Below are 20,379 nucleotides of genomic sequence, written 5' to 3'. Positions count from 1 at the left end.
CCGGCCTTGCGGACATGTCCTCACCCATCGTGAAACTGGTGGCCCAGCGCATTGCGCTGGGCATCATCCTTCTATTGGCCGTTTCGGTCCTGATCTTCGCCGGCACCCAGATCCTGCCCGGCGACGTCGCGCAAGCCATTCTCGGGCAGTCGGCGACACCGGAGTCGCTCGCCAATCTGCGCGAGCAGCTCGGCCTCAATGATCCCGCTTACATCCGTTATTTTCGCTGGCTCGGCGGCATCCTGACCGGTGATCTCGGCACGGCTATGTCGAGCGGTCAGGATATCGCAACCTCGATCAAGGGAAGGCTGTGGAACACGCTGTTCCTCGCCTTCTGGGCGGCGGTCGTCGCGGTGCCGCTGGCGATCATCCTCGGGCTGATCGCGGTGCGCTACCGCAATGGCTGGGTCGACAAGCTGATCTCGGGACTGGCGCTGGCCTCGACGTCCTTCCCGGAATTCTTCGTCGGCTATGTGCTCGTCTTTTTCTTTGCGGTGCAACATCAATGGTTTCCCGCCATTTCCACCGTCTATGACGGAATGCCGTTCGGCGAACGCATCCAGGCCATCGCATTGCCGGCGGCGGCGCTGACCCTGGTGGTGCTCGCCCATATGATGCGCATGACGCGCGCCGCGATCCTCAACGTCATGCAGTCGGCCTATGTCGAAACCGCCGAACTCAAGGGGCTTTCGGCCTTCGCGGTTATCCGCAGGCATGCCTTCCCCAATGCGATTGCGCCGATCATCAACGTCGTCATGCTCAATCTCGCCTACCTCATCGTCGGCGTCGTCGTGGTCGAAGTCATTTTCGTCTATCCGGGGATGGGCCAATACCTCGTCGACCACGTCACCAAGCGTGACGTGCCTGTGGTGCAGGCGGTCGGGCTGATCTTCGCCGCCGTCTATATCAGCCTGAACATCATCGCGGACATAGCGGCGATCGTCGCCAATCCGCGCCTCAGACATCCGAAATGAAGGGGTCGGGTATGCTCGTCATCAAACGCATCCCCATCCCGGCATTGGTCGGCATCGTGCTGACGGCGCTGTTCGTGCTGGCAGCAATTTTTGCGCCGTGGATCGCGCCGCACGGCAATGCCGAGATCGTCAGCGACGTCCCTTGGGAACCGATGTCGGCGGCGCATTGGCTGGGCACCGACAATCTCGGTCGCGATCTGTTGTCGCGCATGATCTACGGCGCCCGCATCACCCTTTTCATCGCGGTGCTGGCGACCGCGCTGTCGTTCTCGCTCGGCGCCATTCTCGGCTTCTCGGCAGCGGTTTTCGGTGGCTGGTTCGACACGCTGCTGTCGCGTCTCGTCGATCTCCTGATGTCGATCCCGACGCTGATCATGGCGCTTGTCGTGCTGTCGGTGCTGCCATCCAACCTGGTGACGCTGATCCTGGTCATGGGCGTTCTGGATTCGACCCGCGTCTACCGACTGTCGAGGGCGGTCGCCGTCGACATCAATGTCATGGACTACGTCGAGGCGGCCAAATTGCGCGGCGAAGGCAGCGGCTGGATCATCTTCCGCGAAATCCTGCCCAATGCGCTGTCGCCGCTGGTTTCGGAACTCGGCCTGCGCTTCATCTATGCCGTGCTGTTCCTGTCGACGCTGTCCTTCCTTGGGCTTGGCGTGCAGCCGCCGGACGCCGATTGGGGCGGCATGGTCAAGGAAAACAAGGATGGCATCGTCTTCGGCATAGGCGCCGCCCTCATTCCGGCGGCGGCGATCGCAGCGCTGGCGATTTCCGTCAATCTCGTCGCCGACTGGGTGCTCAACCGCACGACAAGCCTGAAGGGAGGACGCGGGTAATGGCTGACAAGCAACCAAAGCCCGGGCAACCGAAGTCCGGCGTGCTGCTCGACATCCGCAATCTGCGCATCGAGGCCACCGTATATCCGCCGGGCGAGGCGCCGAAGAACATCGTGCTGGTGCACGATGTCTCGCTGACGCTCGAAAAGGGCAAGGTGCTCGGATTGATTGGCGAGTCCGGCGCCGGCAAGTCGACCATCGGCCTGTCTTCGATGGGCTACGGCCGCGGCGGCGTGCGCATCACCGGCGGCGAGGTCATCCTCAATGGCCGCGACATCCTGAAGGGCGGCAACGAAGGGTTCCGCAAATTGCGCGGCCGCGAGGTCTGCTATGTCGCGCAATCGGCGGCAGCGGCCTTCAATCCGGCGCACAGGCTGATGGACCAGGTGGTCGAGGCCGCACTCCTGCACGGCACGGCGACGCGGGCCGAAGCTGAAAAGCGCGCCGTGGCGCTGTTCAAGAAGCTCAGCCTGCCGAACCCCGAAAGCATCGGCGAGCGCTTCCCCCACCAGGTGTCGGGCGGTCAGCTGCAGCGCGTGATGACGGCAATGGCGCTGTGCTCGGAACCCGACCTGATCGTCTTCGACGAGCCGACCACGGCGCTCGACGTGACGACGCAGATCGACGTCTTGGCGGCGATCAAGGATGCCATCCGCGACACGCATGTGGCGGCGCTCTACATTACCCATGACCTTGCGGTTGTCGCCCAGGTCTCGGACGAGATCATGGTGTTGCGCCATGGCCGGCTGGTTGAATGGGGCGGCACGCGCCAGATCATCAAGGAGCCGCGCCAGGAATACACCAATGCGCTGGTCTCGGTGCATGAGATCGAGCACCAGGAGCAGAAGCCCGGCACGAGCCCGTTCCTGTCGGTCAAGAACATCACCGCCGCCTATGGCCGCAGCCATATCAAGGTGCTGAAGAACGTCTCGGTCGATATTTCCCCGGGCCAGACGCTGGCGGTGGTCGGCGAGTCCGGCTCCGGCAAATCGACGCTGGCGCGCGCCATCACCGGCCTTTTGCCGCCCGAACAAGGCACCGTCACCTTCGACGGACGGCCGCTCGCCAACCGGCTTGCCGACCGGCCGAAGGAGGATCTGCGCCAATTGCAGATGATCTACCAGATGGCCGATGTGGCGATGAACCCGCGCCAGACGGTCGGCACCATCATCGGCCGGCCGCTGGAATTCTATTTTGGGATGCGCGGGCGCGAGCGCGACAAACGCGTCGCCGAACTGCTCGACAAGATCGAAATGGGCAAAGGCTATGTCGACCGCTATCCGGCCGAGCTTTCGGGCGGCCAGAAACAGCGCGTCTGCATCGCCCGCTCGCTCGCCGCCAAGCCGAAGCTGATCATCTGCGACGAGGTGACCTCGGCGCTCGACCCGCTGGTCGCCCACGGCATACTGGAGCTGCTGCTCGGGCTGCAGAAAGAGGAAAACGTCGCCTATCTGTTCATCACCCACGACCTGGCCACGGTCAAGTCGATCGCCGATTCGATCGCCGTGATGTATCGCGGCGAAGTGGTGCGCTACGGCGCCAAGAGCACCGTGCTGACGCCACCCTTCGATGCCTACACCGATCTTTTGCTGTCGTCGGTGCCAGAAATGGAGATCGGCTGGCTGGAAAAGGCGATCAAGGGACGGCGCATGGCCAGCGCGGGGAACTAGCGGGCCGCCCTTTGCGCCCGACGGTCCTGTCCGGGCGTGGATTGAACGACAGGCCCGCCCTGACTTTTCCGATTAAGCCGCATGGAGGCGCCCTTGGCGCTCAACACAAAACTATTGCTCATCATCCTCGACGGCGTGCCTTACCGGAACTGGCGACGGCTGATGGGCAATCTCGAAGGCTGGGTGCAATCAGGCGAAGCGCGCGTATGGAAGATGCGCTCCGTCCTGCCGTCGACCTCGGCATCCTGCTATGCCTCGATCCACACCGGCGTGCCGCCCCAAGTGCACGGCATCCTGTCGAACGAAAACCGGTTTCGCGTCGAACAGCCGGACGTTTTTTCCGAGGTCACGAAGGCCGGCGGCAAGACGGGTGCGGTCACCCATTCCTACTGGTCCGAATTCTTCCGGGCCTATCCGTTCGACCTGGTGGAGGACATGGAGTTCGACGAGCCGGGCAGGCCGATCAGCCATGGCCGGTTCCACACCATGACCGGCTACAATGCCAGGAACCAGATGACGCCGAGCGACGTCGACCTGTTCGCGACGTTGACCATGCTGACCAGGCGCTACGGCATCGACTACGGCATCCTGCACAGCTGCACGCTGGACTCGATGGGCCACCGCTTCGGCCATGACTGCCACGAGATGGATCATGCCGTCTATGCAATGGACGCCATGCTCGCCGGCTTCCTGCCGCGCTGGCGGGAAGCCGGCTACGAGGTGATCGTCACCGCCGATCATGGCCAGACCGATCGCGGCCATCATGGCGGCCACGACGAGGAGATGCAGGATTTCGCACTTTACTACTTCGGATCCGGCGAGGGTCCGGAAGCCAATACGCTGCTCGATCAGCTGCAGCTCGCGCCGACGGTGCTTGCGCGCCTCGGCGTGCCGGTGCCGGCGACAATGAAGGCTGAGCCATTTCTCGACTGATTGGTGCCCGGCCTGCCTGCTTGCGGAGAACATGAAGCCAGGCCGAATGCGCGACGCCACATGGAGGCCGGATACCGCAGTCAAAGTTCGAGACAGACCTTGCCAAAATGCTTTTGGGACTCGTAGTGCTTGAAGGCGTTGGCGATCTCCTGCAGCGGAAAACTGCGGTCGATAGCAGGCTTCAAACGGTTGGCATCTATGGCACGAATCATGTCGTCCTGGTCTGCCCTGCTGCCAATCGAGATTCCGCTGATCCTAATCTGATTGGAAAACAGGGCCGGGATCGAAACTTGCCCGGCAAAACCGGTCAAGACACCGATCAGTGCGATGTGGCCGCCCATCCTGCATGCTGTTATCGACTGCGCCAACGTGCCGGGCCCGCCAACCTCGATCACATGATCGACGCCGCGTCCGTCCGTCAATACCCTTACCTCCTGGCCCCAATCCGGAACTGCCTTGTAATTGACGACAATGTCGGCCCCAAACCGCTTTAGCTTTTCCAGCTTCTCCTCCGATGAAGAGGTGGCAATAACCCGAGCGCCTGCAATTTTTGCGAATTGCAGCGCGAACAGCGATACGCTTCCACTGCCAAGGACCAGCACCGTATCACCGGGCTTCACCTGGCCGCACACCATCAGGGCTTTCCAGGCGGTGACGCCGGCACAGGTAAGCGTTGCCGCCTCCACATGCGTGAAGTCTGCCGGTGCCCTTGTGAAGGCATGCCAGGGCATGCACACATACTCGCGGGCATAGCCGTCAGCATCATCGCCCAATTCGCCGCTCTTATTGGCTGGCGTCGGTTCGCCTGCCAGCCAACGGGGCCAATAGGTGCTGACGACGGCATCTCCGACCTTGAATTCTTGGACATCGTCTGAGACCGCAACCACCTCTCCGGCGCCATCGGACAGCGGGATACGGCCATCGGCGCACGGTTTCTTGCCCAGCGCCACCATGCTGTCGTGGAAATTCAGCGAACACGCACGTATCCTGACAAGCAACTCACCCGGCCCTGGTTCCGGGCAATCTTCCTCGACCAGCTTGAGATTCTCCAAGCCTCCCGGCGCTTTCAGCCTAATCAGTCTCATGGAAAGCTCCTTCCGACCGCGCAAGGCTTCATGCGCCCCACCACTCGCGTCGAGGCTTGACCGCGGCGAACACCGCCATCGGCGACTGATCCACGAGAATCGCGGCCGCAGAGCTGTTGTTGGTCATGAGACTCGTCTCTTCAGGCTGGGTTGCCGTTTGCGATCGGGACCTTAGTCGCCCAGCAGCGGACCGTTGAGTTACAAAACTGTCGGGAATCCCTGCACGGCGATGTCGTCCAATTACGCTCCGCCCGAGGCTGAACGACTGCACCTTGCCCGATGGGTATGAGCCATCTCGTGGCCGCCGTCATTGCCAGCCTGGCGGCCGCCTTCCGCTTGGCGCCACTGAGTGAGACAGTATCCCAAAAAAGGGGGAGAACTGTACACTCTGGCAACCTCTCCGCTCTTCGGCTAGCCTCCGCAAAAATCCTCGGGCGGATGCGGTGAACCTTTTTGGGCCGATCAGCGACAGAGCAGGCAGGAGCCGGGCGGCTCGACCGGCGATGACGGCCGCGGAGACCGATCGCGCGCTCGTCGAGCGGGTCGCGAAGGGCGACCGTGCCGCCGTGCGGCTCCTGTTCATGCGCCACCACGCGCGGGTCTACCGCTTCGTGGCACGCCAGACGGGATCGGAACTGATGGCCGACGATATCGCGAACGAGGTGTTCCTCGAGCTCTGGCGGCAGGCGCCGGCCTTCGAGGGGCGCTCGGAGGTCTCGACATGGCTGCTCGGCATTGCCCGCTTCAAGGCGCTGTCCCTGCTGCGCAAGAAGAAGGAAGACTGGATCGACGACGATGACGCGGCCCAGGTCGCCGACGGCGCCGACACGCCGGAAGTCGTGACGATGAAGGAAGACAAAGCCGCTGCCTTGCGACGCTTTATCGACGCCATGCCGGAAGAGCACCGCGCGGTGATCGACCTTGCCTACTATCACGGGCAATCGGTGAGCGAGATCGGCGAGGTACTCGGCATCCCGGTCGCCACCGTCAAGACCAGGATGTTCTACGCCCGCAAGAAACTCGGCGAAGCCCTCAAGGCCGCCGGTTACGACAGGGGGTGGCCATGAGCGCCGCTGAAAAAATGTCACGCCGCGACGAAATGGAAATGCTGCTGCCGTTTTATCTGAACGGCTCGCTGGAGGGCACCGAGCTCGAAGCCATCGAGGAATGGCTGGCGAGCGATCCGGCGGCGATGGCCGCACTAGGCGAGGCCGAGGCCGAATTCTCCGGCACCGCTGCCGCAAACGAGGCGATCCGCCCGCCGGCCGATGCGCTCAGCCGCTTTGCCAAGGCGCTCGACGCCGAGGCCGGCCCGCCCCGCGCGCCTGCGGCATCGTCCTGGCTAGCGCAGGCCTGGAGCCGCTTCATGGCGGTGCCGGCCGGCGTCGCCTGGGCGGCGGCCGCGGTGCTGCTGGCCCTGGTCGTCGCGCAATCCTTTGTGCAGACCGGCAACAGAGGTGGTGATTTCGAGATTGCCGGATCGGAAGACGATCTGGCCAAAATGCCGTTTGCCCTTGTGAAGTTCAAACCGGATGCGAAACTGTCCGACATCGTCGCTTTTCTCGACCAGAACCAGTTGAAGATCGCCGGCGGGCCGACCGCCGACGGCGTCTTCCGCCTCGGCGTTCCGGCCAAGACCGCCGCCGACTATCAGAAGCTGCTTGGCCTTATTGCCGCCCAGCCTTTCACCGAAGCTGCGCTGGAGGGAAGGAAACCGGCTGATGGCGGCTAAGGCGGTCATTCGATTGACGGCGGCGATGACAATCTTCGCCGCGTCCGCAATGGCCCAGACCAACGACCCGAACCTCAGCCAGGCTGAGATCGACTGCCTGAACCGGGGAAGTGCTGCCAACACCGACTGCCCCAAGGATGGCGGCGGCGTGAAGGATGGCAGCAAAGCGCCGGCTCCTGGAACGACGGACGCGGTGTTTCTTCCGGGCTTGATTGTCGACCTGTTCCCCAATCCTGCCGTAGTCACCGAGACGCCGATACCTCCTGGCGATACTGCGGCGCCGCCGTCCGCTCCACCCGCCGGTGCGCCGGCAATACAGGCTGCCGCGCCGGGCGGTCCCGTCGTGGCGCCGACCGATCTTGTCGCAACCGTGCCGCCGCGCGCCGTGATCGGCGATTTCGTGCCCGACGAGGTGCTGGTCACCGTCAATGGCGATGCCGGCGCGGTCCAGCAGATCGCCGCCTCGTTCGGCCTCGAGATACGCTCGCAGCGGCAGTCGCGGCTGCTCGGCAACATACTGGTGCGCTTCGGCATACCCGACGGCCGCCCGGTCGGCGTCGTGCTGGCGCAGCTTGCCGCCGACGGCCGTACTTTGCGGCGTGAGGCCAACCACGTCTATGCGCTGCAGCAGGCGGCCAGCATCGTCAATTATGCGTTCGAGCGCATCGCACTCGACGCCAACGCGGCCAGCGGCGAGAATGTCCGCATTGGCGTCATCGACACCGGCATCGACGACGGCAATCCGGCGCTCTCCGGCGTTATTGCCGGGCAGTTCGATGCCATGCCCGACGTGCCGATCAAGGCGCGCGACCACGGCACTTCGGTCGACGGACTGATCGCCGGCACGGGCGCGTTCAAAGGCATGGCGCCGGGCGCCAGGATCTATCACGCCCGCGCCTTCGAGGGCGGCAAGTCGACCATGGACGTGATCCTTTTGGCGCTCGACTGGGCGGCGGAGCAGGATGTCCGCATCATCAACATGAGCTTCGTCGGCCCGAAGAACGGCCTGCTCGGCATCGCCTGCCGCAATGCACGCGCGCTCGGCATCGTGCTGGTCGCGGCCGCCGGCAATAACGGACCGAAGGCGCCGTATGGTTATCCGGCCGCCTTCGACGGCGTGATCGCGGTGACGGCCACCGATGCCAAGGACGGGCTGATGCCGCAGGCCAATCGCGGCGCCTACGTCTTCATCTCCGCTCCCGGCGTCGAGATGGTGGCGCCGAGCGGCACCGGCTCGGATGTGGTGACCGGGACTTCGTTTGCAGCGGCGATCGTGACCGGCGCGATCGCCAACCTGTTGCATGCCGCGCCCGACCGCTCCGCCGACTGGGTCGAGAAAGCACTTGCCGCCACGGCAAAGGATCTCGGCCCCAAGGGGCGCGACAATGATTTCGGCTTTGGCCTGCTGGACACACAGGCGGCCGAGGCGGCCAAGGACTAAGTCTTGTGTTTGAAGCTTCTGCCCTATCAAAGCTCAATCAGTTGGTTGTCGCAAATGGCCGAGAAGGGTGGAGGCCGTGTAAAAACTCGACTCTGGCCGATGCTCTAAGAATATTGTTCCTGACCTTTGTATAAACTGAGAACGTTTATGCTTCTCAAGGGCAGCAGCAGCATTATTCGAGAACAGAATTCTACGCTCAGGATATCGCGACGGGTTTCCACCTGCCTCGGTGGAGAGCGGCCGTTTGCCGAGCCGTCTCACAACGCTGTCGCGAAACTTGTCTCACGCCGTTCTATAATGACCAAGCCAACCTGCACTATGCCGCAGCAGGGAAAATGCTTCAGCGCTGCGGGCACACAGAATGTAGACCTGTGGTCGCCAGTCTGGATCAGAAATAAAAACGACAGGGAGGATGACGTGTCCCTCGACGCCAGTGACTTCGATCAAGCAGTTGAAAAATACCACCTGGCCCTGGATGAGTTCATGAAAGGAAACCCCGCGCCAGCGGAGAAGCTCTTCTCCCAACGAGACGATGTAACACTGGGCAATCCGTTTGGCCCTTTCGTGCATGGATGGAGACAGATCGTTGAGACGATGGAGCAAGCGGCATCGAACTACAGGGACGGCGACGCTACCGGCTTCCAGAACATAGCGAAATGTGTGACGTCTGAGCTGGCATACATCGTCGAAGTGGAGCAGCTCAGGTCCAAGATTGGCGGTCGGAGCGATGTCACGCCTCTTGCGTTACGCGCGACGAGCGTCTTTCGCCCAGAAGATGGTCTGTGGAAGATTGTGCATCGTCATGCCGATCCGATAACGACAGCTCAGCCGGCCGATTCGGTACTCCACCGATAGCGGTTGGTATGGGGAAGCGATCGATCTCCTTTGCTGCTGCAGCGCGGCTATTCTTCAGTCCGTTTTCTGCTAAGGGTTGGCCCGCGTCATCGGGCTCGCAGGGTCGGACGCCGCTCTGGGTCGAACTCGGTCGCCCGGAGTGATTGAGTTATGCTCCTAGGCCGGCGAGCCGGCGACCGATCCCCTGCCCACCAGGTCGACCGGCCAGACTTCGCCACGAGCCCCCTCCTCCTCGCCGGAAATGCGCGCCGCCAGCCGTTCCGGCTTCAGGACTATGATTTCGGCTTTGCCTGCTGGACACCAAGGCGGCCGAGGCGGCCAAGAAATAGCCCGCTCAAGTCGCGTTTTGCCGGGGACGTGCCAGAAAATAAAACGCAGTGATGTGCGTGACCATCAGCAGCGGTACGTAGATGATCGGGATCGCGTAGGTTGCGCCCAGTTCCCCCGCGCGTGCAGGAAGGCCGATCTGAATGGCGTGGTAATAGTCGACGATGAGGTCGACCGTCCCTACGACGTTGAAGGCGACGACCAACGGCCAGAACAGCGGGCGTATCCTCACCGTGAGCAGCGCCAGCATGGCCAGCACGCCAGTCGCGAAATCGCCGTAGGCGGCGAACACGGCGAAATCAGCGGGCAAATTGGGGCTTACGACGCCCGGAACCATGAAGACGAGCCCGAAGAAGCGGAAGCTGTGCAGCGTAGCGATAGCGCGCTGCGCCGCGACCCGGTCCATCGACCGGAGCCACGGCAAACCGTACGCGCCGAAGCAAAGCAGCCACGCGACATAGCCCAGAACGAGATGGGTTTGAAACAGCACTTCCGTGGACATCTGACGTCCTCCCAACAGTTGGTTCACACGGCCTCGAACACCGCGGTCAGGACGCCGAGCCGGCCTTGCATGAGATTTCGTCCCAGGTTGGTCGAAAGCTGAGCGAAGTCCGGTCCCATCACCACGCCGAGATTTGGTGAAGGCGGCGGCCCGGATGCGCGCAGTTGCGCGAACCAGGCCTTGGCGGTCTCGGTATCGTCTTGCCACGCCAGCACGCGGAAGCCGGCCGGTTCGATCGCCTCGCCCGTCGCTTCGGCTGTGAGGAGGAAGCTCGTCGCCGGCGTTCGCGCCCAAGGCAGCGGATAGTGCGGCTCGCCAATGGCCGAGACGACGTCGAAGGTGGCAAACCTGCCGCCTGGTTTCAGCACGCGCCGGATCTCGCCGTAGAGCCGCGCCCGGTCGGAGATGTTCATCGCCACATGCTGCAGCAGCACGACGTCGAAACGGCTATCATCGAATGGAAGCTCCAATGCGCTGGCGGTCTGAAACGACAGCTGTCCGCTTTGTCCCGTGCGCTCGGTCAAATAGCGCGCAGCATCCACGAAAGGCTCGCTGAGGTCCACGCCGGTAACCCGGCAGCCATAGGTTGCAGCCAGAAAGCGCGCCGGCCCGCCGACGCCCGAGCCGACGTCCAGAACCGACGTGCCAGCCGCGATCCCTGCCAATTGGGCAATCTCGGCGGTCGAGGCCAGCCCACGGGTGTGAAACTGGTCGAGGGTGCCCAATTGCTGGGGCGTAAGAAGCTGATCCTCCGGGCCGAGGGCCGCCAGTACCGTCTTCAGCCGCTCGGTCAGGCCGGTCGCGCGATAATGGTCGCGCACGCCATCAAGTTCATCGGTCATTGCAATATATCTCCTGGGCAAGATGTCTCCTGGCTTGCAGCTCTTACCTAAGCCCGCTTCCATAATCCGACTATCCGCTGTAATCAGAACAACCTATGAAGCAGGACTACACAATCCGGCGTGGTGCACTGGAGGGGGTCGAGATGTTCCTGGCTGTCGCCAGGCACCGCAATTTCCGCCGTGCCGCTGCCGATCTCGGCGTGACGCCGTCTGCCGTGAGCCAGGCGGTGCGCACGCTGGAAGCCCGCATGGGTGCGGCGCTGTTCGCCCGCACGACGCGGAGCGTCGGTCTGACCGAGGCCGGCCAGCGCTTCCTCGACCGCGCCGGCCCTGCCTTCGAGGAGATCGCCGCGGCCGGCGAGGCTGCGCGCGACGTCGGCCAACGGCCGACCGGGCTGCTGCGCCTGTCCGTGCCCCGCGCCGTCGTGCCATTGATCCTGGAGCCGATGATCGCGTCGTTCTGCCGAGCTTATCCCGAGATCGAACTGGAGATCGCCGCGAGCGACGAGATGGTCGATCTCGCGACCGGCGGGTTCGACGCCGGCATCCGCCTCGGCCAGCTCATCGCCGCCGACATGGTCGCGGTGCGGCTGACCCCGCCGTTCACGTTCGTGGTCGTCGGCAGCCCTGACTATCTCGAGCGCCACGGCTACCCCGAACGTGTCGACGACTTGCGCCACCACGCCTGCCTGCGCTTGCGCCGCTCGAACGGCACCATCGCGCCCTGGACCTTCGCCGACGGCAACGGTGCTATCGAGGCGATCGTCTCAGGCCCACTGATCGCGCACGACTATCCCACGTTGCTCGGGGCTGCGACAAAGGGCGTTGGGCTGGCGCAGACGCCTCGACCCGTCGCCGAAGGTCCGATAGCCGAAGGAAAACTCAGATCGGTGCTGGACGACATCGCTGCGACGACGCCGGGCGTCTTTCTCTACCATCTTGGCAAGCGCCAAGTCCTGCCGAAGCTGCGCGTCTTTATCGATCACCTCAAGTCCGGGGCCTGAGACATAACGCATGGCGATTGCCTGTGCTGCCAACAGCCACCCAACGGCGACTTTGGTCGTTCAAAGTGATTGAGTTATGCCCCTAGGCCGGCGCGCCGGCGACCGATCCCCTGACCACCAGGTCGACCGGCCAGACCTCGCCGCGAGCGCCCTCCTCCAGGCCGGAAATGCGCGCCGCCAGCCGTTCGGCGATGCGTGCGCCGGCCAGGCGGATCGACGAGCGCGTCGTCGACAATGGCACCGAAAAATTTTCCGGCTTCAGCCAGGGAAAGACGTCGTCATGGGCGATCAGCGACAGGTCGCCCGGAATGGTCAGGCCGAGATCGCGCACCGCGCGCACCACGCCGAGCGCCATGATCAGGCTGGAGCAGGCGATCGCCGTCGGCGCGTCGCTTTGTTCCAGCAGGCGCCTGGCGGCGCGGTAGCCGTTCTCCTCGGTCATGGTGAGGGAACAGACATGCTGATCACGAAGCACCAGGCCGCTTGCCGCAAGCGCGCGCCGCACGCCGCGCTCGCGATGGATGGCGAAGGTCTCGCGATCGTCGCCATTGATCAGTGCCAGCCGCCTGTGCCCGAGTTGCACGAGGAGCCGCGCCGCCTCGTGGAAGGCGCCCTCATTGTCGATGTCGGTGAAGGGGTAGTCGAAATCGAAGCCTTCGCTGCGGCCGTGGACGATGAAGGGAATGCCGAGCGTATTGACCAGCGCCACCCGCCGGTCGGCCGGCCTCGGCGAGGAGATATAGACCGCGTCGACCTGCCGGTTGGCGACGATGCGGCGGTAGGTCGTCTCCTGGTCGTCGGCATCGGCCGGTGATAGCACAAGGTCGAGCTCGTGCGAACGCGCATAGTCGCCGAGGCCGGACAGGAACTCGACGAAATGCGGGTCGATATCGACGGTCGTTCCGGTCGGCAGCACATAGCCGATCATGCCGGTCTTGCCGGTCGCCAGCCGGCGCGCGCTCGGATTGGGGCGATAGCCGTGACGCTTGGCGGCATCGACCACCCGCCGGCGCGTTTCCTCGTTGACTTCCGGGTAGCCGTTCAATGCACGGCTCACCGTGGTCTGCGAAAGCGCCAGCATGTGGGAGAGCTGCTTGAGGTTCACCGGAGGCCTCCAAACCTCAAAGCGCTTTTAATCTGAATCGATCTGGCCGCCACGAACCGCGCTGCCGAGCGCAATGACCATACGCACGGTTCGGACCGGTTTGAAGCCGAATTTGCTGCTGCACCGCCAGAAAACTGTGCTGCAGCGCACTTTCGCCGGCAATCGGCTGCAGAAATTAAATCGATTAAGCCGGCTCCCTCTTGACTCCGGATTAATTCAGTGGCGAGATCAAAATCACCAAAGCGCTTTGGAAGACTCCACGAAAGGTTGCAGTTCCTTTCCGACTGAGTCACAGTCCTGCAGCGCCGGCGGACGGAATGGAGGTTTCGTTCGGTGTTTGTCACCACTGGGAGGGAATACCGATGAAGAAAATGCTTCTGCTGGGCGCTGCGTTTGCCACGCTCGCCCTGGCCATGCCCGCGCAAGCCGAACTGAAGTTCAAGCCGGGCGAAGATCCCCGTTTCAACTGGGCCAACTACGAAGAGCTCAAGAAGGTCGACCTCAAGGGCGAGACGCTGACGATCTTCGGACCGTGGCGCGGCGAGGACGAAGGGCTGATCCGCACCGTCCTCGATTACTTCTCCGAAGCGACCGGCGCCGAGATCAAGTACTCCTCGTCGGAGAATTACGAGCAGCAGATCGTCATCGACACGCAGGCCGGCAGCCCGCCCAACATCGCCGTGCTGCCGCAGCCGGGCCTGATCCAGGATCTGGCATCGAAGGGCCTTTTGACGCCGCTCGGCGACGACACCGCCAACTGGGTCAAGGACAATTACGGCGCCGGCCAATCCTGGGTCGACCTCGGCACCTTCAAGGACAAGGACGGCAAGCCAGGCTTCTTCGCCTTTCCCTACAAGGCCGACGTGAAGTCGCTGGTCTGGTACTCGCCGGACAATTTCGAGGAAGCCGGCTACAAGGTGCCGAAGACGCAGGAAGAGCTTGCCGAGCTCGAAAAGAAGATCATCGCCGACGGCGGCACGCCATGGTGCATCGGGCTTGGTTCGGGCGGCGCCACCGGCTGGCCGGCGACCGACTGGGTCGAAGACATCATGCTGCGCACCCAGACGCCCGAGACCTACGACAAATGGGTGAAGAACGAAATTCCGTTCAACGATCCGGCCGTGGTCAACGCCATCGACATTTTCGGCAAGATCGCGACCGATGACAAGATGGTCGAGGGCGGCGCCAAGGCGGTTGCGGCGACCGATTTCCGCGACAGCCCGAAGGGCCTCTTCTCGGTGCCGCCGAAATGCTATCTGCACCACCAGGCATCGTTCATCCCGACCTTCTTCCCGCAAGGCACCAAGATCGGCGAGGATGCCGACTTCTTCTATTACCCGCCCTACGCCTCCAAGCCCGAGCTCGGCACTCCGGTGCTCGGCGCCGGCACGCTGGCCATGATCACCAAGGATAGCAAGAGTGCCCGCGCGTTCATCGAATTCCTGAAGCTGCCGCTCGCTCATGAGATCTGGATGGCACAGGGCGGCTTCGTGACGCCGTTCAAGTCGGTCAACAAGGACGCCTATGCCAGCGACGCGCTGAAGAAGCAGGGCGAGATCCTGGCCAACGCTTCGACCTTCCGCTTCGACGGGTCCGACCTGATGCCGGGCAAGATCGGCGCCGGTGCGTTCTGGACCGGCATGATCGACCTGGTCGGCGGCAAGTCCGCCCAGGACGTCGCCACCGACATCCAGAAAAGCTGGGACGCGATCAAGTAAGCGGCCGGCCTGAGTTCCCAATCTGATGCGATCCGGGCCTCAAAACGGCCCGGATCCTACCCGGTGCTTGGCGTCGCGTCGATTGTCGTGAGTACAATGCATTCCGGCATGACGCGCGCCCAGTGACCTGCTTTTCGGCTGGTCGCGCTCCAGACAACTGAATCGGCGCATGATCCCGTCGCCAAAGCCATTCTCGACTGGCGGATCCGTGCGCAGGGGGAGGGACCCATGGCGGCTCAGATTTTTTCGGCGATATTCGTCATCATCATCGGCGTGGGCGGCTGCGTCGCCTATTTCTGGGGCGCCAACAAGGCACTCGACACGATCTTTCCGGCACGCGGCGTTTCCGGCAAGGCGGCGATTAACAATCTGCGCCGGCAGGGGGTGATCCGGCCCTGGCTGTTCGTCGGCCCGGCGATGATCATCCTCACCATCTATCTGATCTACCCGGTGGTGGAGACGCTGAGGCTGTCGTTCCTCGATCGCGGCGGCGCCCATTTCGTCGGCTTCGCCAACTATCAATGGGCGTTCGGCGACCGCGAGTTCCGCAACTCGATCCTCAACAACATTATCTGGCTGGCGGTGGTGCCGGCCGCCTGCACCTTCCTCGGGCTGATCATCGCCGTGCTCACCGACAAGATCTGGTGGGGCACCATCGCCAAGAGCCTGATCTTCCTGCCGCTGGCGATCTCCTTCGTCGGCGCCAGCGTCATCTGGAAATTCATCTACGAGTATCGCGGCGACGGGCAGACGCAGATCGGCCTGCTCAACGCCATCATCCAGTATTTCGGCGGCCAGCCGCAGGTCTGGATATCGCTGCCGTTCTGGAACAATTTCTTCCTGATGGTCATCCTGATCTGGATCCAGACCGGCTTTGCCATGGTCATCCTGTCGTCGGCCTTGCGCGGCATTCCGGAAGAGACGCTGGAAGCCGCCGTCATCGACGGCGCCAACCCTTTCCAGATCTTCTGGAAGATCATGGTGCCGCAGATCTGGGGCACCATCGCCGTGGTCTGGACCACCATCACCATCCTAGTGCTGAAGGTTTTCGACATCGTGCTGACCATGACCAATGGCCAGTGGAACAGCCAGGTGCTGGCCAATCTGATGTTCGACTGGATGTTCCGCGGCGGCGGCGATTTCGGCCGCGGCGCCACCATCGCCATCATCATCATGATCGCGGTCATTCCGATCATGGTCTGGAACATCCGCCAGGCGAACAAAGAGACGGAAGGACATTGAGATGACTGTCTCGACCGGGAAGTCCTTTGTCAGCCGTTTCGGCGTCCATATCGCCGTTTTCATCTTCGTGGCGATCTGGACGATCCCGACGCTCGGCATTCTGGTCTCGTCGCTGCGCGACAAGGACCAGATCATCGCTTCGGGCTGGTGGAACTCGTTCACCAGTTCCAGCCAGACGGAAGCCGGACGGCTGCCGCCCGCCTCGGCGCAGGTCGAGAAGGACGGCAAGTTCGTCCTGCAAGGCAATATCTTCGGCGACGGCCCGGCCCGCAACATCAGCGCCTTCGGCGTCAAGTCGGCAGCGCCGACGCAATATCCCGCCGGCACGACAGCCGATCTCGGCGACGGCGTGACCTTGCAGCTCAATGCCGACGGCAGTTTCGTCATGACCTCGCCGAAGGCTTTCGAAAGCGAACGCGGCCAGCGCGTCTATTACGCCTCGTCGGCGCCGCCGAAATTCACCACCGACAATTACGACACGGTGCTGTTTTCGGAAGGCATCGGCCGCTCCTTCATGAACTCGCTGACCGTCACCATTCCGTCGACCGTGATCCCAATCCTGATCGCGGCGTTCGCGGCCTATGCGCTGGCCTGGATGCGCTTTCCCGGCCGGGCGCTGCTGATCGCGGTCATCATCGGCCTGCTGGTCGTGCCGCTGCAGATGTCGCTGATCCCGCTGTTGAAGCTCTATAACGGTGTCGGCAGCTTCTTCGGCGTGCCATCGAAGACCTATCTCGGCATCTGGTTGGCGCATACCGGCTTCGGCCTGCCTTTCGCCATTTATCTGTTGAGGAGCTATATTGCCGGCCTGCCACGCGAGATCATGGAATCGGCGCGCATCGACGGAGCCAGCGATTTCGAGATCTTCGTCAAGATCGTGCTGCCATTGTCGTTCCCGGTGCTGGCCTCGTTCGCCATCTTCCAGTTTCTCTGGGTGTGGAACGATCTGCTGGTGGCGATGGTTTTCCTCGGTACCGAGGGCGACCAGATCGTGCTGACCGCCAAGCTCAATGCGTTGCTCGGCTCACGCGGTGGCGACTGGGAGATCCTGACGACATCGGCCTTCGTCACCATCATCGTGCCGCTGATCGTGTTCTTCTCGCTGCAGCGCTATTTCGTCCGCGGGCTGCTTGCCGGCTCGGTGAAAGGAGGTTGAGATCATGCAATCCGCTTTGAAGGCCACCCCGAAGCCCGATCTCGCTATCGATCGCGACTGGTGGCGAGGTGCCGTGATCTACCAGATCTACCCGCGCAGCTATCAGGATTCGAACGGCGACGGCATCGGCGACCTCAGGGGCATTATCGGCCGGCTGGCCTACATCGCCTCGCTCGGCGTCGACGCCATCTGGATCTCGCCATTCTTCAAATCGCCGATGAAGGATTTTGGCTACGACGTGTCGGATTATTGCGACGTCGATCCGATGTTCGGCACGCTGGCCGACTTCGACGCGCTGACCGCAGAGGCGCATCGGCTTGGCCTCAAGGTGATGATCGACGAGGTGCTCTCGCACACCGCCGACATCCATCCGTGGTTCAAGGAAAGCCGCTCGAGCCGCAGCAATCCAAAAGCCGACTGGTATGTCTGGGCGGATGCCAAGCCGGACGGCACGCCGCCCAATAACTGGCTGTCGATCTTCGGCGGCTCGGCCTGGCAGTGGGACACCAGCCGCCAGCAATATTATCTGCATAATTTCCTAGCCGAGCAGCCCGACCTCAATTTCCACAGCCGCGCGGTCCAGGACGCGCTGCTCGACGTCACCCGCTTCTGGCTGGAGCGCGGCGTCGACGGCTTCCGCCTCGATACCATCAATTTCTATTTCCACAGCCAAGGCCTGGAAGACAATCCGCCGCTGCCGCCCGAGCAGCGCAACGACCAGACGGCGCCGGCCGTCAACCCCTACAACTACCAGGACCATCTCTACGACAAGAGCCGGCTTGAAAACCTCGGCTTCCTCGAACGCTTCCGCGCCTTGCTCGACGAATATCCGGCGACGGCAGCGGTTGGCGAGGTCGGCGATTCGCAGCGCGGGCTGGAAGTGGTGGCGGCCTATACGGCCGGCGGCAAGCGCGTGCATATGTGTTACTCATTCGACTTCCTGGCGCCGGAGAAGATCAGCGCGGCAAAGGTGCGCTCGGTGCTGGAAACCTTCGGCAAGGTGGCCAGCGACGGCTGGTCGTGCTGGGCCTTCTCCAACCATGACGTGATGCGCCCTGCCTCGCGCTGGGCAGCCGGCGAGCCCGACCCGACCGCCTACCTCAAGGTTATCTCGGTGCTGCTGATGTCGTTGCGCGGCTCAGTCTGCATCTATCAGGGCGAGGAGCTCGGGCTTAGCGAGGCCGAGCTCAGCTTTGAGGATCTGCAGGACCCATACGGCATCCGCTTCTGGCCGGAATTCAAAGGCCGCGACGGCTGCCGCACGCCGATGGTTTGGGACGGCGCTGCCCGCAATGGCGGCTTCTCGACGGCAAAGCCCTGGCTGCCGGTGCCCAGCAAGCACCTTGCGCAAGCCGTCAATGTGCAGCAGGGCGACGACGGCTCGCTGCTCGAGCACTACCGGCGCTTCCTGGCTTTCCGCCGCGCTCATCCGGCACTGGCCAAGGGCGATATCGAGTTCATCGAAAGCGAGGGCGACACCGTCGCCTTCACGCGCCGCGAAGGCAACGAGCAGATCGTCTGCGCCTTCAATCTCGGAGCAAAGCCGGCCGAGGTCGATCTTGGCGGCCGCTCACTGCAGCCCTTGCCGGGACACGGGTTTTCGGGACAGACTGGCGCCGGCACTATCCGCCTCGGCGGCTACGGCGCCTGGTTCGGGCGTATCGACTGAATTCAAGGAAGAACTGGAGGGTACCATGGCCGATGTCACGCTAAGGCAAGTGAGGAAATCATATGGCAATCTCAACATTCTGCACGGCGTCGACCTCGACATAAAGTCGGGCGAATTCATCGTCTTCGTCGGCCCCTCCGGCTGCGGCAAGTCGACCTTGCTGCGCTGCATCGCCGGGCTGGAGGAGATCACCTCGGGCGAGCTCAAGATCGACGGCGAGATCGTCAACGACGTGCCGCCGTCGAAGCGCGGCATCGCCATGGTGTTCCAGTCCTATGCACTCTATCCGCACATGACCGTCTACGACAACATGGCCTTCTCGATGAAGATCGGTAAGGAAAGCAAGGCCGAGATCGACAAGCGGGTGCGCCAGGCGGCCGAGATCCTGCAGCTGACCAAATATCTCGACCGTCTGCCCAAGGCGATGTCGGGCGGCCAGCGCCAGCGCGTCGCCATCGGCCGCGCCATCGTGCGCAATCCCAAGGTCTTTCTGTTCGACGAGCCGCTATCCAATCTCGACGCGGCGCTGCGTGTCGCCACCCGCATCGAGATCGCCAAGCTCAAGGAATCGATGCCGGCCACAACGATGATCTACGTCACCCACGACCAGGTCGAGGCGATGACGCTGGCCGACCGCATCGTGGTGCTGAAGGAAGGCCATATCGAACAGGTCGGCACGCCGATGGAGCTCTACAAGCGGCCCGGCAATCTGTTCGTCGCCCAGTTCATCGGCTCGCCGGCGATGAACATCCTGCCGGCAACCATCGACAGGACCGGCAACCCGACGGTCGTCAGTCATGTCGGCGGCCGCAAGGCAACGGTACCGATCGCAACGCCTGCGTCGGCGAAAGGCGCTGCGGTGAGCTTCGGGGTGCGGCCGGAGGATCTGATGATTGCCACCGGCGCCGACTATTTGTTCGAAGGGACGGTCGATTATGTCGAGCAGCTCGGCGAGGTCCAGCTCGTCTATGTCGACATCGGCCGCGCCGACCTGCCGCTGGTGACCAAGCTGCCGGGCAATGTCGAGGTCAAGCGCGGGGCTACGCTGCGGCTGACGGCGGACGCCGGCGACCTGCATATTTTCGACGCGGACGGGCGCTCTTTCGCGCTCCATGAAGCAGAAGCAAAGGCGGCTTGAGGCAGGCGTCTTTTTGGTATGCAAAAAACAAGAGCGGGGGGGGGTGGGCCCCCCGGGGTGGTGGGGTTTACATGTGGGGGGGTTTTTTTTTGGGGAAAGGTTTGGGGGGGGGGCCGGGGGGGGGGGCGGGGGGGGGGGGGGGGGGGG

The 20,379-nt window shown here is 63.1% G+C and carries 18 protein-coding genes and 1 pseudogene; 14 read left to right on the top strand and 5 right to left on the bottom strand.

The features are described 5' to 3' along the window. The first annotated feature begins 14 nt into the window (after positions 1-14). From AC0L2X_RS13365 to AC0L2X_RS13350, 4 genes are all read left to right on the top strand, one after another. Positions 15-974, top strand: a complete 960-nt coding sequence (locus tag AC0L2X_RS13365) for an ABC transporter permease (RefSeq protein WP_023718086.1) — start codon at positions 15-17, stop codon at positions 972-974. A gap of 11 nt (positions 975-985) precedes the next feature. After that, positions 986-1,813 (top strand): ABC transporter permease, encoded by an 828-nt coding sequence (locus AC0L2X_RS13360; RefSeq protein ID WP_352469848.1) that lies wholly within the window; start codon positions 986-988, stop codon positions 1,811-1,813. Continuing rightward, complete coding sequence (locus AC0L2X_RS13355; protein ID WP_473599915.1) at positions 1,813-3,483, top strand: ABC transporter ATP-binding protein; 1,671 nt, start codon at positions 1,813-1,815, stop codon at positions 3,481-3,483. Before AC0L2X_RS13360 ends, AC0L2X_RS13355 begins: the two co-directional genes overlap by 1 nt. A gap of 93 nt (positions 3,484-3,576) precedes the next feature. After that, positions 3,577-4,416, top strand: coding sequence for an alkaline phosphatase family protein (locus AC0L2X_RS13350; protein WP_473599914.1), 840 nt, complete (start codon positions 3,577-3,579; stop codon positions 4,414-4,416). An 80-nt stretch (positions 4,417-4,496) separates the two neighbouring features. On the opposite strand, the gene AC0L2X_RS13345 is transcribed toward AC0L2X_RS13350, so the two are convergent. Continuing rightward, positions 4,497-5,501 carry a zinc-dependent alcohol dehydrogenase family protein gene (locus tag AC0L2X_RS13345; protein ID WP_473599934.1) on the bottom strand — a complete coding sequence of 335 codons (1,005 nt, stop codon included), beginning with the start codon at positions 5,499-5,501 and terminating at the stop codon, positions 4,497-4,499. A 503-nt stretch (positions 5,502-6,004) separates the two neighbouring features. Between AC0L2X_RS13345 and AC0L2X_RS13340 the strand changes: the two genes are divergently transcribed. The 4 genes from AC0L2X_RS13340 to AC0L2X_RS13325 all read left to right on the top strand — a co-directional run bounded on the left by AC0L2X_RS13340 (position 6,005) and on the right by AC0L2X_RS13325 (position 9,529). Then, positions 6,005-6,568 (top strand): sigma-70 family RNA polymerase sigma factor, encoded by a 564-nt coding sequence (locus AC0L2X_RS13340; protein ID WP_473557797.1) that lies wholly within the window; start codon positions 6,005-6,007, stop codon positions 6,566-6,568. Next, positions 6,565-7,233: an anti-sigma factor gene (locus tag AC0L2X_RS13335; protein ID WP_473599913.1), complete on the top strand. Its 669-nt coding sequence runs from the start codon at positions 6,565-6,567 to the stop codon at positions 7,231-7,233. The genes AC0L2X_RS13340 and AC0L2X_RS13335 overlap by 4 nt, the downstream gene beginning before the upstream one ends. Next, positions 7,223-8,674, top strand: coding sequence for a S8 family serine peptidase (locus AC0L2X_RS13330; RefSeq protein WP_473599912.1), 1,452 nt, complete (start codon positions 7,223-7,225; stop codon positions 8,672-8,674). Before AC0L2X_RS13335 ends, AC0L2X_RS13330 begins: the two co-directional genes overlap by 11 nt. Before the next feature lie 417 nt (positions 8,675-9,091). Then, entirely contained in the window at positions 9,092-9,529 is a 438-nt protein-coding gene (locus tag AC0L2X_RS13325; RefSeq protein WP_473599911.1) for a YybH family protein, read from the top strand. A gap of 156 nt (positions 9,530-9,685) precedes the next feature. Here the strand turns inward: AC0L2X_RS13325 and AC0L2X_RS13320 are convergent. The 3 genes and pseudogenes from AC0L2X_RS13320 to AC0L2X_RS13310 all read right to left on the bottom strand — a co-directional run. Next, positions 9,686-9,790 (bottom strand): annotated as a pseudogene (locus tag AC0L2X_RS13320) (transcriptional regulator); the annotation flags it as partial. Between the two features lie 73 nt (positions 9,791-9,863). Then, entirely contained in the window at positions 9,864-10,358 is a 495-nt protein-coding gene (locus AC0L2X_RS13315; RefSeq protein WP_473599910.1) for a hypothetical protein, read from the bottom strand. A 23-nt stretch (positions 10,359-10,381) separates the two neighbouring features. Beyond that, the gene (locus AC0L2X_RS13310; protein WP_352566969.1) at positions 10,382-11,200 is read right to left on the bottom strand and encodes a class I SAM-dependent methyltransferase; all 819 of its coding nucleotides are present in this window, start codon (positions 11,198-11,200) and stop codon (positions 10,382-10,384) included. A 95-nt stretch (positions 11,201-11,295) separates the two neighbouring features. Between AC0L2X_RS13310 and AC0L2X_RS13305 the strand changes: the two genes are divergently transcribed. Beyond that, a complete protein-coding gene (locus tag AC0L2X_RS13305; RefSeq protein WP_473599909.1) occupies positions 11,296-12,204 on the top strand; it encodes a LysR family transcriptional regulator in 909 nt (302 codons plus the stop codon). An 82-nt stretch (positions 12,205-12,286) separates the two neighbouring features. On the opposite strand, the gene AC0L2X_RS13300 is transcribed toward AC0L2X_RS13305, so the two are convergent. Continuing rightward, positions 12,287-13,309: a substrate-binding domain-containing protein gene (locus AC0L2X_RS13300; protein WP_031213013.1), complete on the bottom strand. Its 1,023-nt coding sequence runs from the start codon at positions 13,307-13,309 to the stop codon at positions 12,287-12,289. A 362-nt stretch (positions 13,310-13,671) separates the two neighbouring features. Between AC0L2X_RS13300 and AC0L2X_RS13295 the strand changes: the two genes are divergently transcribed. The 5 genes from AC0L2X_RS13295 to AC0L2X_RS13275 all read left to right on the top strand — a co-directional run bounded on the left by AC0L2X_RS13295 (position 13,672) and on the right by AC0L2X_RS13275 (position 20,232). Beyond that, a complete protein-coding gene (locus AC0L2X_RS13295; RefSeq protein WP_352452249.1) occupies positions 13,672-15,027 on the top strand; it encodes an ABC transporter substrate-binding protein in 1,356 nt (451 codons plus the stop codon). Positions 15,028-15,255: 228 nt separating this feature from the next. After that, complete coding sequence (locus tag AC0L2X_RS13290) at positions 15,256-16,269, top strand: carbohydrate ABC transporter permease (RefSeq protein WP_473599908.1); 1,014 nt, start codon at positions 15,256-15,258, stop codon at positions 16,267-16,269. 1 nt (position 16,270) lies between these two features. Next, on the top strand, positions 16,271-17,425 hold the full coding sequence (locus AC0L2X_RS13285) for a carbohydrate ABC transporter permease (RefSeq protein WP_473599907.1): 1,155 nt from the start codon (positions 16,271-16,273) through the stop codon (positions 17,423-17,425). Between the two features lie 4 nt (positions 17,426-17,429). Continuing rightward, positions 17,430-19,094 carry a beta-galactosidase BglA gene (bglA, locus tag AC0L2X_RS13280; RefSeq protein ID WP_473599906.1) on the top strand — a complete coding sequence of 555 codons (1,665 nt, stop codon included), beginning with the start codon at positions 17,430-17,432 and terminating at the stop codon, positions 19,092-19,094. Between the two features lie 25 nt (positions 19,095-19,119). Beyond that, a complete protein-coding gene (locus tag AC0L2X_RS13275) occupies positions 19,120-20,232 on the top strand; it encodes an ABC transporter ATP-binding protein (RefSeq protein ID WP_352667390.1) in 1,113 nt (370 codons plus the stop codon). Positions 20,233-20,379 lie beyond the last annotated feature (147 nt).

Source organism: Mesorhizobium sp. WSM4828 (genome assembly GCF_055811175.1).
Note: the sequence above shows the minus strand (reverse complement) of the source record. Positions and strands in the feature narration are given on the sequence as shown.